We start from the raw sequence: 12,887 nt of genomic DNA on the forward strand, positions 1-12,887 counted from the left end.
ACATTTCACAAAGCAGACTTTCCAAGTTTTTTAAACTTGGAAAGTCTCAGAATGATTACTTCACTTCAAACGTCTTCTTCTCTACCCCTACGCCCGTTATTTTCAGGCTTTTCCATTGTTTCGGCAGCTTAGTTTTCAGTTGAATAACGCCTGCATCCGTTACATCCAACCCGCCAAATCCTGAGACAATACTCTGCAGCATACCTCCCGCTCCCGTGGCAAAATAAGGATTGGTTCCGCCGGCAGTTTCTGAGATCACCCCAAACGGAGGTACTTCGTTGGGTTTATAGCCTTTCACAAAATAAGTATGTGCCTTTTCGGGGTCGCCCAAACGCGCCCACAACGTTGCCAAGATAGCAACCCCCATCGCAGGGCCTTCCGGCGAATAGCGAGGCTCATAATACGTCAGGTCTTTGCGAATAGCAGCCTCATCGGCCACAATTTTGAGCGGGTAGGCCAACAGGTTTACGTCGGCCTGCTTAATAGGTACTCCGTCATAAATAGCATTTTCTTTGGTGGTGCCGTCTGGGAATTTTAGAATTGGGATATTATCCGCGACGTTTTTCCAGTCAGGATTTGACGGCAGACCAAGTTCCGTAGCGGCTTGCGAGGCAAATGCCAACACCGTTTTTGCCATGCCGTTGGTGAAGGCATTGTTGTCAATATTTTCCTGCCATTCATTGGCTCCGATCACATTTTTGATGTCATATTTGCCCGGGCCGTTGCGCTCCACACGACTGCACCAAAACTCGGCCACTTCTTTCAACAATGGATATCCTTTTTCGCGCAGCCATACTTTATCTTTGGTTACCTGATAATATTTCCACGCAGCCCAACCGATACAACCCGTTATATGATGTTGAAACGGCCCTGTCAGCGCCCAAACGGGCGTATCTTCTCCCCCACTCGCGGCTGATTCCCACGGAAACATGGCCCCTTTATAGCCATGCTCAAACGCATTTCGTCGAGCCATTTCGAGGCGATTGAAGCGATAATCCAAAATAGAACGGGCAATTTCGGGTTGTAAGATCAACAAAGGCGGATACATCCACAATTCCGTATCCCAAAATACGTGCCCATTATACCCAAGCCCCGACAAACCCATCGGCGACAGGCTCAAACCACTGCCTTCACGCACGAAAGAATACAAATGGTACAACGCAAAACGAACATCTCGTTGCGCCGTTACATCGCCTTCAATGAGGATGTCGCTCTTCCACAATTTCTCCCATTCTGCTTCGTGGTATTTCAGCAATCGGTCGCGGCCCTCGAGTTTGGCAAAAATGGTCAGGCGTTCGGCTTCATTCAACGGAAACTCATTATGAACACTCGACACGGCCGATCCTACCACACAAACGCGGTATTTTTGCCCTGCTTTTAAGTTTTTGTAAAACTTCAGCAGGTGCATGTTGTTATCCCAATCTTCATGAATCAGGCGCGGCTCCTGACCATGCGGCTCATCAAAGATAAAACTGTTGGAAGCGGCCACTTCTACACGTCCCGTGGGGCTTTTAGCTACAGAACTCAGCAACGGTATAGTTACATGAGGACGGTCAATTTCGGCATACAGATTGCGAATATCATTAAGATGAGCGGGCGCCTCGATCACACTTGCCGGAATGATCTCAACGTCTTTTTTGGCCGTAAATTCTACTTCTACCAACGCCGTAAAAGGCAAATGGCGCAACGAAACCACCGTGTGTCTGACGCTCAGTTTCTCACCTATATCAAAGGTCGTAACAAGTGCCGCGCGCTTCATATCAAGCGTTTGGGCGTAATTTTGAATATCGTTACGGCTAATGCGTCGTCGGTCCACGTCGAGGTACATATTCACATGATTGAATGATTTGAGGATGTTGGATACGCGCCCGCGTTGGTAATAATCATAGACCCCATTCAGCACTACATCCTGCACCTGCATCGGTTGAGGTGATGATACCAGCCCCACCATCCCGTTGGCCACTGTCACGCCGAAGTATTTGGCAGGATTAATATCGGTGGCTACTACGTGCCACGGGGAATCTTTTAAATTTTGAGAGTGCGCAAAAAAGCAGGAGGCTAAGAATAAGAGCAGACAAAAGGCACGAAAAGCCCTTACCGGATAACGATTGGCAGTTATCATAGAAGTAAAAAGTTTATGGTTCATCACAGGTTTAAACAATCGAAAGCAATTTAAACGTTTTTACCCAATACTCGTTCTTACTCTTGCTTCTTTACCAAACTCACTTTGCTTCCATAATTTCCTTTCGGAATGCGGCTTCGCCGTTTTCTATTTCTACGCTGATCCGGTGGTATTGCGCTTCTAACGCTGATAACACATTTCCTACTTGCTCGTAAGCTTTTTGAGCGCCGGCTAAAGAGCGGTTAATTCGTTGCTGTACGATCCAATCAGTGATCAGATTATCAAAAAATACATCAAGAAATTCTTCAAAACCGCCGGTTTCTATCTCTAACGCAGCCGACTGTTTCACATCAGCCAATTCACGGCGAAACGCTGATTCATAATGGCGGAGTGAACTCACCGTTTTGCGAACTTCATTCAATCGTTGTTGCTTTACATAACTGCTTATCATGCCGCCTCCAAGCAGATCCCAAGTACCCCAATCTTTCGCATTTCGAAGTTGTTTGATGAGCGTTTCCAACAGATGAAGATACACTTTGGTCGCTTCGAGCGCTTCCTCAATTTCCTTCTTTTCTGTTTTTAGTGTTTGCCAACGCTCATGCTGCTGTTTTAATTTGCGAGCGCCGGCAGTAGGGGCAAGCAGCAAAAGAGAAAGCTTGGTTTCCAAGGTAGCGTTCAGCTCTTTTTCTGCATTCTCAATTTGTTGTACTCGGTTTTGTATCGTTTGAAGATCGGCTTCTTTCAATGCCAACGATTGTTGGGCTTCATCGTACTTCAACTGCGCCATCAAGGCTTCTTGGCGTTCTTTTTCCAACTGTCGGTCTTTGTTTCCCAGTATTGAATAAAACAAACCCGTCAGCGACAGGCTCTCCAGGTTTTTTACATCGCTCTGCTCTTTGTTGCGTTGTTGCTGTAAATGGGCTATCTGCTCTTTTTGGCGAATGATTTCGTCGCTGATCTCATTCATGCGTTTATGTACCCATTGCTTTTCAACTATTTGAGATTGCAGTTGTTGAAGTTCGTGGTTCAGGCGGGTATATCCATCCATATTGGTTATTTTTTGCTCAAAATAAATCGTTAAAATCCGTTTACCCCGCTAACTTTGGGGCAAACGGATTCAACAAAAGAAGAACGGTCTTTTTATCTATATCCAAACAAAATGAAAACATACATCGAACAAAACAAAGATAGATTTCTGAGTGAGTTGTTTGACTTGCTTCGTATTCCATCCGTCAGCGCAGATCCTAAGTTCAAAGGTGACATGCGCCGTTGCGCCGAAGCCGTAAAGGAAGCCATCCTGAAAGCCGGGGCTGATTTGGCCGAAATTCACGAAACGCCCGGCCATCCGGTCGTGTATGGAGAAAAAATCATCGACCCGTCGCTACCTACTGTCTTGGTATACGGCCACTATGATGTACAACCCGCCGACCCGTATGAATTATGGGAAACCCCGCCCTTTGAACCAACCATCCGCAACGAGCGCATTTACGCTCGCGGTTCGTGCGATGATAAAGGGCAATTCTATATGCACATCAAAGCCCTCGAAACCATGGTAGCAACAGACTCTCTGACTTGCAACGTCAAGATCATGATCGAAGGCGAAGAAGAAGTAGGCTCTGACCATTTGGGAGCCTTTGTGCGTGAAAACAAAGAAAAACTCAAAGCGGATGTAATCCTGATCTCAGATACAAGCATCATTGCCAACGATGTTCCTTCCATCGAAGTCGGCTTGCGCGGACTCACGTACCTGGAAGTAGAAGTAACGGGCGCCAATCGTGATCTGCATTCCGGCGTGTACGGCGGGGCGGTAGCCAATCCGATCAATGTCTTGTGTGAAATGATCGCTTCCTTAAAAGACGAAAACAATCACATCACGATCCCCGGCTTTTATAATAAAGTACAGGAACTCAGTACTGACGAACGTACCTCCATCAACGAAGCGCCATTTGACCTTAACGAATACAAGCTTGACTTGGCCATTGACGAGATCGAAGGTGAAAAAGGTTATACCACCATTGAGCGCACCGGTATTCGTCCTACGCTGGATGTAAACGGAATTTGGGGCGGCTATACGGGCGAAGGAGCCAAAACGGTATTGCCTTCCAAAGCATATGCCAAAATCAGTATGCGCCTCGTACCGGATCAAAACAACGACGAGATTCTCGATATTTTCACCAAACATTTCCTTTCCATTGCGCCGCCTTCGGTAAAAGTAGTGGTAAAACCTCACCACGGCGGACTGCCATATGTCACTCCCGTGGATTCAATAGAATACAAAGCTGCCGAGTTGGCCATGAAAGAAGCATGGGGTGGCAAGCAGCCTGTGCCAACACGCGGCGGCGGAAGCATTCCCATTGTGGCATTGTTTGAGCAGGAGTTGGGCGTGAAATCCATTTTGATGGGATTTGGTCTGGACATCGACGCTCTCCATTCGCCCAACGAAAGTTATGGCCTTTTTAACTTCTACAAAGGGATAGAAACTATCCCATTATTCTTCAAATTTTATACCGATTTGAAAAAATAAAGTATATTGCAACTACCTGAGGTTTCCTCATAAGTAGTTACGCTTCATATTCCGACAACTAATATATGAGAGATTGATTGAATAGATCACCAAAATGTCATTCAATCAATCTCTCTCCTGACGTGATCAGGAGCAGCAAAAATTAGTAGACAGAATGAATCACGTATTCTTTTGAAGTTGCCTCAGGGCAGTCATACTACCCCAATAGAATATGTATCGTTATGATTCACTTTGCCAAATCTCATCGGGCTGATTGGATATTTTATGGCCTGATGGCCTGCCTGATCATCGGAAGATGGCTCATTATCAGTGATGGTGAATACGACGAAGACGAAAGCACTTGGATCGCTTCCGCGCTGACGGTGCTACAGTCTTCCCAAAAATGGTGGACACTTTTTAACTACAGTGACAGCCGGCCGTTGACTGTATTGCCATTGGTTATTGTTCATTTTTTTGGCTTTGAACAAAGTTATCTTGTTGCCAAACTGGTCGGAGTTTTATTCTGGGCGGGAAGTCTCCTTTTCTTATTTAAAACATTCTGTTTATATACCAAACCCCGGAAGGCACTGTGGTATATATTTCCCTTGGTCATCTATCTCAGTACTACCTGGAATCCTGCTTTTGTTTCCTACAATTCGGAGCACGTATGCATTTTTTTATTGACCATCGGCCTATGGCTTTACTGTAAATTCGAAAAGACAGGGCGTTCCACTTGGTGGGAAGTATTTATCTTAGGTTTCGTTCTAGGGCTGCTGCCTTTTGCCAAATTTCAGGCTATTCCTTTGGGGTTGGTCACTGCGGGCTTTGCGTTAGAGCTTTTGATCTTCCAAAAACAACGCCTTACTATCGCTCTGTTAATTGCAGGAGGTATATTTCCCACCCTGCTGGTAAATATCTTCTATTATTCTCATCACGACATCAACTCTTTTTGGCAAGATTATTTTTGGAATATCTTCTTCTATTCTTACACAACCACTTTTTCCAAATTACCCCTTGCCGAACGCTTTAACTTGGGCCGTGTGCTCCACTTTGTTTTTTACAGTAAGCATGTTGTCCTTTATTTCATCGGGCAATTCACATTGGTCGTTGGCGGGTTGATGAGTTTATTCATGGTTTCGCAAAAGAACAGAATCGTGCCCTTCAGGTTAGTATGTTTTAGCTTTCTGTATTTACTTTCAGCAATATATGCCGTTCTGCAATCGGGCAATTTCTTTGTACACTATCTCTTGTTTCTGATTATTCCTTTATTGTTTTTGGTATTTGTAGTGGTCGAGTGTATTTCCACTAATCCCGTTTTCGGTTTGCGCTGGTTAGCTTTGTTCGCCATTTTTCAAAGTGTCGGTAACCTTGTCTCATTCGAATCCATTCCGCACCGTCGACCGGAAACTGAAATTACGAGCGTGCTGAAAAAATACCATGAGCAGGGAAATAAGTTAGTACTTTGGGGATGGGCTGATCGTTTTTTTATAAGTACCGGCATGCCGCAGGGAATTCGGACCGCGCATACATTTAATGCGTATTTGCCGGGGCCGCATCAACCCTACCGACTCCAACAGGTCGTAACAGACATGGAAAAAAATAAGCCTTCCCTTTTTGTGGATATTGCTGTCAAACACCTGTCTTCTCAGTGCGATACTACTTACCGTCACTATTATTTTCCGATACTGAAAAGATATATTTCTCAACATTATCAACTCGTAAAAATAGTTGACAGCGTTATGATCTATCGGAGAAGAGAACCCGCAGCAAGTATAGTTGTTTTATAAAAATTCCTCAAAATTTTGCTACTTTGCACCTTCAACCCACCTAAGTTGAAACATATCTTTGTTTAACTAAAATTTTTTCCCAAAAAAGACTATTTACCATGAGCGAAATCATAACCCGCTTTAAATCAGGAGTAGTAACGGGCGAAGGCGTAAGCGAAATTTTTCGTCACGCCAACGAAAACGATTACGCACTTCCTGCTGTCAATGTTGTAGGTACCAACTCCGTCAATGCGGTATTGGAAACTGCCAAGAAAGTTAACTCTCCCGTTATCATTCAGTTCTCCAACGGAGGCGGTATTTTTTATGCCGGCAAAAGCCTTTCAAACGCCAACCAACAGGCGGCCATTGCAGGCTCGATCTCAGGCGCTATGCACGTACACCAAATGGCTGAGCTGTACGGAGTTCCCGTTATTCTGCACACCGATCACTGCGCAAAAAAACTGCTACCCTGGATCGACGGTTTGCTGGATGCCGGCGAGAAATATTTTGACCAATACGGCAAGCCTTTATACAGCTCGCACATGCTGGACCTGTCGGAAGAGCCGATCGAAGAAAACATTGAGATCTGCTCTAAGTATTTTGAGCGCATGGCCAAAATAGGCATGACCCTCGAAATCGAACTGGGCGTAACAGGCGGTGAAGAAGACGGAGTGGACAACTCTGATGTAGATAGTTCAAAATTGTACACCCAACCTGCTGAAGTAGCTTACGCCTATGAAGAATTAAGCAAGATCTCTGACCGTTTTACGATTGCAGCGGCTTTTGGCAACGTTCACGGTGTATATAAACCGGGCAACGTTAAATTGCAACCTATCATTCTGAAAAACTCTCAGGATTACATTCAGGAAAAATACAGCACAGGCCCACTCCCTGTAAACTTCGTATTTCACGGGGGTTCGGGCAGTACGCGTGAAGAAATTCGCGAAGCCATTCAATACGGTGCCATTAAGATGAACATTGATACCGATATGCAGTGGTCAACGTGGGAAGGTATCCTGAAATATTACAAAGACAAAGAAGGCTATCTGCAATCGCAACTTGGCAGTCCGGAAGGTCCTGACTCTCCGAACAAAAAATATTATGACCCACGCGTGTGGCTTCGCAAAGGAGAGGAAAGCATGGTACAACGCCTTACGCTTGCCTTTGAAGACCTAAATTGCATCAATAGATTGGGATAATCTGTGGCGTGATTTTTGTACTAAAAAGGCGGTAAAAATTAATTTTTTTACCGCCTTTTTCTTTATTCAAATTTCATCTATTTTTAGTGCATGAACGACCCTATCCTACAGTATTATTTACCCCACCAACTCTCTCCTAAGCGACTGGACCGTTATTTGGCTTCAGGCTGGTTCCGGACGGTAAATATGCTGTTTCGGGCCAAGGTTACGTGCTTTGACAATGACATTTGTGCGCCCATCAATATCCGCATCAAACTGTCGGAACATGAGCATTCCAAGCGCCTCAGGAAGTTGTTACATCGCAATGAGAAGCTATTTCGGCATGAAATTCGCAGAGCGACGATCACCCGCGAAAAAGAAGAACTTTTCCATCAGCACCAACGACGCTTCAGAAGTTTTTTGAGTAATTCTTTGGAAGAATTTTTGGTTTTAACGCCACGTTTTGAGACGTATGAAGTGGCCGTTTACGACGATGACAGGCTCGTGGCGGTCAGTTATTTTGATCAGGGAGAGAACAGTCTTATGAGTTTATTGGGACTTTTTGACCCCGGATATTCTTCGTACAGCCTCGGAATATATACCATGTTGCTCGAAATAGAATATGCCAAATCGACCGACCGCCAATGGTACTATCCGGGCTATGTTCACGAGCGTCCTTCGATCTACGATTATAAGCTTCGACTCGGCAAAGCAGAGATTTATGACTGGAATACGAAGCGTTGGTTGCGCCACATTGATCCGCACAAACAACCCAATTGGGCCGACCATATTAAGAATCGGACGTTTGCGCTTGAACAGTCACTTCAAAGCGTAGGACTCGGCTTTCAACGAAAAGTGTATTTGTTTTTTGGTTGGCACTATTTTAATTCTCTTTACGAGCAGCTTTTTCATTGCCCATTGATGCTGCTTTTGCCCGACGGACGGGCCGTAGCGTATGATGTGGAAAAAGATCAATACATCTGCGCAAAATTGGAAATCTACGTGCCTTTCAGAGACATTCAAATGACACTTGCTCCCGATTTTGACGCTTCGCTGCACCATATTGATGTGATGCGTGTGGTTGAAATCTCGCACAAAACCTCCAGCGCCGCCGACATGAGTCGGTTTGTGTGGGATACTACTTTTCCGCAGCAGGAAATCAGTTGGTGGGCAAAAACCCGGCTGATGAACTAGCCTTTACAGATCAAGCCATTTTTTAAATACTTCGGCTTTTTCGCGACTTACGTATACATCATCGTCTTCACGGTGGCGAAGTTTTATTTTTAGGCGTCCGTTAAAATGTGGCTCAATGCGCTCAATGGCAGACAATTGCGTCAAATACTTTCGATTGATCCGAAAAAAATGCGTAGGGTTTAGTTTTTGCTCCAATTCATCAAGCGTCTCGTCTACGTAATATTTCTTTTGCTCTTTTGTCACCAAAAACACCACTTTGTCTTCCGCATACAGGTAAGCTACATCATTGATTTCCACGATATCAAAACGAGCGCCGGCTTTCAGCAAAAATCGGGTTTTCCATTCGGTTTTTTGGCTTAACAAAGCATCCAGCGCTTTTCCGATCCGATCCTGCGGCATTGTGGCTTTTTGGGATTTAAATTTTTCAAGCGCCGCTTCCAGTTCCTCTTTTTCTATGGGCTTCAGCAAATAATCTACACTGTTTACCTTAAAAGCGCGAATGGCGTATTCATCATAGGCTGTCGTGAAAATAATGGGAGCTGAAACGTCGGCTTGTTGAAAAATCTCAAAAGAAAGCCCATCCGCCAGTTGGATATCCATCAATATCAAATCAGGCTGCGGATTTTCGTTGAACCATTTTACGGCACTTCGTACGCTTTCGAGCTTGGCCAAAATTTCAGCGTCAGGCTCCAACGATTTTACCAACGATTCGATACGCTTGGCGGCCAGAGGTTCATCTTCAAGGATCAGGATTTTCATTTTGTGGATTAATTCTTGTTTAAGTGCTTATTCAAAACTGCTTTAAATTATTCGTGCGTTGTTTGACCCCATCCGGGGTCATAGGTTAATAGATAATATGCCGGTTTCTACAGACCTATGACCCCGGATGGGGTCAAACAACCTTATGCGGCCTAAATTTGAGTAACTGCTTATTTCCTTTAAACAAAAGGAATTTTTACCTCAAACGTTTGAGCATTTTCTGCCACCTCCACTTTTTGAGCCGTAAGCAGTGCATAACGACTTTTCAGGTTTTTTAGCCCAATACCCGTTGATTCGAGGAATTGTTTGTTTTTAGGTTGAAAATTATTGCGAACCACTACGCCATCACTTGAAACGTACACTTCTACTTTCAGCGGTTTTTCGGAAGAACATTCATTGTGCTTTACGGCATTTTCGACCAATGTCAACAATCCTTGGGTCACGATCTGGCGCGGCCATTCGTCTTTAGGTACGTTGATATGATACGAGAGATTATCACCAAACCGCATTTTATGAATGAATAAATATGCCTCCACAATTTTCAGTTCGGTTCCCAGATCTACCGTGATGCGATCATTGTTTTGAAGATTGTATCGAAAAACTTTCGAAAGGCGTTCGACCAAATTGACGGCATTTTCAGGGTCTTCGGGAATCAGGGCGCTCAAAATATTCAATGAATTGAACAGAAAGTGAGGATTTACCTGATTTTTAAGTGTATCGTATTCGGCCTTCAATAAAGCTTGATTGAGTTGTTGTTCTTTCAATAAAGAAGTACGCCAACGATCTACAATTGTCCGAATCATATAAACCGATGTAAAGGCAAAGGTCATTAGGGAATAGATCATACCACTTGAAAGATACGAACCCGCAGAATAGCGCACTCCTTCAATGGTTTGCATGATAAACATTACTGCGCTCCCTATTATTACTGCCGTAATAATAATGGAAAGCGCATAGAGGCCCAACATTTTTTGGACGGTCCAATCAGCCGCATGTTGCATCAGGCGCGGCATTAAAGTGCTTTGTATCGTTCCGATCAAAAAGGATGAAAGCGTAATTACGATCACCCAATTCCACCGAATTTCGCCCGTTTTTAAATTGGTATTCATCAATAAAATGAGCAATGCGCTGCTTGACCACGTAATCACTTCGATACGGTTCACCTTAATTTTCATGGGAGGCTCGATTGGGATAACATTCATTGAAAACGCAAGTAAATGATTTATCTTTTTTAAATAAGGCTGAGGAATTAAATGTTGGGCGATTCGGTTCTTTGGCAATTTTTGCGATAATTTTTTTACACAGAGTTTCTCAGAGGTTTCACTGAGTACCACAGAGGTTAAGTTATTTATTATCAGAGCAAAAGAAATTATTGGACTCTGTGAAACTCTGTGCAGTACTCCGGGGCACTCTATGTCCACAAAAATTCCTACTAACTTCAATGACAAAGCAACTGCATTTTTCAATTATCCTGAATCAAATTCCGACGAAGCAACAACAGAGCGGAATGAGGCCAACAAAAAAGGCGATGCAAATGCATCGCCTCTCGCAAGAAATGATTGTTAATAACTAAATATTACAAAACGGTTACCACACGTTGGGTTTCCACTTTCTGAGAAGTCAGGTTCAATTTTTTTACAACGTGCTCTTTACCTGAAGTAATTTCCAACTGATACGCTCCGTCGGTCAAATCTTTCACGTCGAATTTTGCGGCATATGTCATTTCTTTCTTACCGATGGTTTCGCTGAAAAGTACCACTCCTTCGGCATTGCGCAACGTAACATAAACTCGCTCGGGGCTATTTTTCTTGATCGCTACGCGAAGGCTCGCATCAGCAGAAACATAAGTGCTTGCTTCAAAAGTCGGCACAGGGCGGTTGTCTTTTGATTTTTCGTCAGTTGGGTGAGCAAAAGCTACCGTAGTACTAAGCGCCAAAGCGCAAACAAGGGATGTGATGATCGTTTTCATGATTTTTGATTTTTAAAAATTGGCTGTTGTTATTTGATATAAAAAAGAGAAATTAATTTACTGTAATCGAACGTTCCGTTTCTATTTTGGAAGAAGACAGATTCAGGCGTTTTACCACGCGGTCTTTGCCTGTTGCAATTTCCAATTTATAGGCACCGTCTGTGAGGTCTTTTACGTTGATCTTGGCCGCGTATGACATCTCATTTTTATTGATTGTCTCGCTGTAAAGAATGGTGTTACCGGCATCGCGGAGTGTAATGTATACTCTTTCGGGAGCGTTTTTCTTCACTGCCAACCGAATGGAGGCGTCTTTGGTAATATAAGCGCTCGTTTCAAACGTGATGGCGGTACGGTTTTCTGTTTTTTTGTTTCCGGCAGTTGTAGTGTTTCCCGGATTGGCATTTACTGCGGTTGATCCTAATGTTAAGGCACTTACAAAGAGAATGGCTAACGATTTCATGATTTTTGTTGGATGGCTGTTAGAGACTTATTAGTTTAATTGAACGCTGCGTAAACCGGCAACTTCCTGTTTGGCCGACTTGATACTTACATGTTTCTGAATTTTTTCGTTACCTGACGCTACTTCCAAGGTATATTCTCCATCGGTAAGATCGCTTACATCAAAGCGGCAATCAAATTTTTGCGCTTTCTTGGTCATAATTTCTTCGTGAACGACATTATTTTTAGCGTCACGCAACGTAATAACTGCTTTTTGGTCGGAACCTTTACGAACTGCCATCTGAATTTTGGCTTCTTTGGTGGTAAATACGCCTACTTGCAAAGGTTTGGCTTTTTTGTCTTCGGTTGGATCAGCGGCAAAAGCTACTGATGAAGTAAGCGCTAAAGCGCAGGCGAGGGTGGTGATGAACGTTTTCATGATTTGTGTTGGCTGTGTTGCGGATCGCCGCACCGGTTTGTTTAAAAAATTGGCTGTTGTTAAAATTTATTGTTTTCTGTTGGCTGTAAACTGCTTACTCGGTACTTCTTTATGATTATTGGCTGTATGCTACTTCTACTCTTTAACTTTGTTATGGCTGTACTTACTGTTACTGTTTCTTAATGGCTGTTACTATTTGTTTTCCTAAATGACGATACAAAGTTGCTTGTTTTATCTGGTACTATGCAATACAAAGTACATGAGAGGTACATTGAACGGATGAATGGTAAACTACCTTATGAACTTGGATTGTGGATGAAGCAGGTAAGTGAAAAAATTGTTTTCATGACTGTAAGAAAATGTTTTTAGATGGCTGTTAGTGAATACTTGCGCTACTGCAAAAGGTTACAAATAATCTTCAAAGTATTTAATTCAAATGCTGTGCCAATCAATTAAAAAATAATAACTATTTGAAAATCAACATTTTATTATTTTTTTCTTTTTTAACAACTGTCCGAT

11 protein-coding genes are annotated in these 12,887 nt (G+C 43.5%); 4 read left to right on the forward strand and 7 right to left on the reverse strand.

What is annotated here, in order from left to right:
* Nucleotides 1-55: 55 nt before the first annotated feature.
* Together ACQY73_RS13705 and ACQY73_RS13710 are read right to left on the reverse strand one after the other, a co-directional pair.
* Nucleotides 56-2,122, reverse strand: a complete 2,067-nt coding sequence (locus ACQY73_RS13705; protein ID WP_428666926.1) for a glycoside hydrolase family 65 protein — start codon at nt 2,120-2,122, stop codon at nt 56-58.
* 100 nt (nt 2,123-2,222) lie between these two features.
* Nucleotides 2,223-3,170, reverse strand: coding sequence for a hypothetical protein (locus ACQY73_RS13710; RefSeq protein ID WP_428666928.1), 948 nt, complete (start codon nt 3,168-3,170; stop codon nt 2,223-2,225).
* A 111-nt stretch (nt 3,171-3,281) separates the two neighbouring features.
* Between ACQY73_RS13710 and ACQY73_RS13715 the strand changes: the two genes are divergently transcribed.
* From ACQY73_RS13715 to ACQY73_RS13730, 4 genes are all read left to right on the forward strand, one after another.
* The gene (locus ACQY73_RS13715; RefSeq protein WP_428666931.1) at nt 3,282-4,646 is read left to right on the forward strand and encodes a dipeptidase; all 1,365 of its coding nucleotides are present in this window, start codon (nt 3,282-3,284) and stop codon (nt 4,644-4,646) included.
* A 221-nt stretch (nt 4,647-4,867) separates the two neighbouring features.
* Complete coding sequence (locus ACQY73_RS13720; RefSeq protein WP_428666934.1) at nt 4,868-6,412, forward strand: ArnT family glycosyltransferase; 1,545 nt, start codon at nt 4,868-4,870, stop codon at nt 6,410-6,412.
* 98 nt (nt 6,413-6,510) lie between these two features.
* Nucleotides 6,511-7,590: a class II fructose-bisphosphate aldolase gene (gene fbaA, locus ACQY73_RS13725; RefSeq protein ID WP_428666937.1), complete on the forward strand. Its 1,080-nt coding sequence runs from the start codon at nt 6,511-6,513 to the stop codon at nt 7,588-7,590.
* A 90-nt stretch (nt 7,591-7,680) separates the two neighbouring features.
* Entirely contained in the window at nt 7,681-8,763 is a 1,083-nt protein-coding gene (locus ACQY73_RS13730) for a GNAT family N-acetyltransferase (protein WP_428666940.1), read from the forward strand.
* A gap of 3 nt (nt 8,764-8,766) precedes the next feature.
* Here ACQY73_RS13730 and ACQY73_RS13735 read toward each other — a convergent pair whose 3' ends face one another.
* From ACQY73_RS13735 to ACQY73_RS13755, 5 genes are all read right to left on the reverse strand, one after another.
* Nucleotides 8,767-9,522, reverse strand: a complete 756-nt coding sequence (locus ACQY73_RS13735) for a LytR/AlgR family response regulator transcription factor (protein ID WP_428666943.1) — start codon at nt 9,520-9,522, stop codon at nt 8,767-8,769.
* Nucleotides 9,523-9,701: 179 nt separating this feature from the next.
* Nucleotides 9,702-10,697 carry a sensor histidine kinase gene (locus tag ACQY73_RS13740; protein ID WP_428666946.1) on the reverse strand — a complete coding sequence of 332 codons (996 nt, stop codon included), beginning with the start codon at nt 10,695-10,697 and terminating at the stop codon, nt 9,702-9,704.
* A gap of 401 nt (nt 10,698-11,098) precedes the next feature.
* Nucleotides 11,099-11,491 (reverse strand): DUF3244 domain-containing protein, encoded by a 393-nt coding sequence (locus ACQY73_RS13745; RefSeq protein WP_428666949.1) that lies wholly within the window; start codon nt 11,489-11,491, stop codon nt 11,099-11,101.
* Nucleotides 11,492-11,543: 52 nt separating this feature from the next.
* A complete protein-coding gene (locus ACQY73_RS13750) occupies nt 11,544-11,951 on the reverse strand; it encodes a DUF3244 domain-containing protein (protein WP_428666952.1) in 408 nt (135 codons plus the stop codon).
* A 30-nt stretch (nt 11,952-11,981) separates the two neighbouring features.
* The gene (locus ACQY73_RS13755; RefSeq protein ID WP_428666955.1) at nt 11,982-12,368 is read right to left on the reverse strand and encodes a hypothetical protein; all 387 of its coding nucleotides are present in this window, start codon (nt 12,366-12,368) and stop codon (nt 11,982-11,984) included.
* Between the last annotated feature and the right edge of the window lie 519 nt (nt 12,369-12,887).

Origin of the sequence: Runella sp., from assembly GCF_965279615.1 — a bacterium.
Lineage (GTDB): Bacteria > Bacteroidota > Bacteroidia > Cytophagales > Spirosomataceae > Runella.

Coding starts and splice junctions, on each gene's coding strand:
- ACQY73_RS13715 (WP_428666931.1), top strand. CDS start 3,282: ATGAAAACATACATCGAACAAAACAAAGATAGATTTCTGAGTGAGTTG.
- ACQY73_RS13745 (WP_428666949.1), bottom strand. CDS start 11,491: ATGAAAACGATCATCACATCCCTTGTTTGCGCTTTGGCGCTTAGTACT.
- ACQY73_RS13735 (WP_428666943.1), bottom strand. CDS start 9,522: ATGAAAATCCTGATCCTTGAAGATGAACCTCTGGCCGCCAAGCGTATC.
- fbaA (WP_428666937.1), top strand. CDS start 6,511: ATGAGCGAAATCATAACCCGCTTTAAATCAGGAGTAGTAACGGGCGAA.
- ACQY73_RS13710 (WP_428666928.1), bottom strand. CDS start 3,170: ATGGATGGATATACCCGCCTGAACCACGAACTTCAACAACTGCAATCT.
- ACQY73_RS13705 (WP_428666926.1), bottom strand. CDS start 2,122: ATGATAACTGCCAATCGTTATCCGGTAAGGGCTTTTCGTGCCTTTTGT.
- ACQY73_RS13740 (WP_428666946.1), bottom strand. CDS start 10,697: ATGAAAATTAAGGTGAACCGTATCGAAGTGATTACGTGGTCAAGCAGC.
- ACQY73_RS13755 (WP_428666955.1), bottom strand. CDS start 12,368: ATGAAAACGTTCATCACCACCCTCGCCTGCGCTTTAGCGCTTACTTCA.
- ACQY73_RS13720 (WP_428666934.1), top strand. CDS start 4,868: ATGATTCACTTTGCCAAATCTCATCGGGCTGATTGGATATTTTATGGC.
- ACQY73_RS13750 (WP_428666952.1), bottom strand. CDS start 11,951: ATGAAATCGTTAGCCATTCTCTTTGTAAGTGCCTTAACATTAGGATCA.
- ACQY73_RS13730 (WP_428666940.1), top strand. CDS start 7,681: ATGAACGACCCTATCCTACAGTATTATTTACCCCACCAACTCTCTCCT.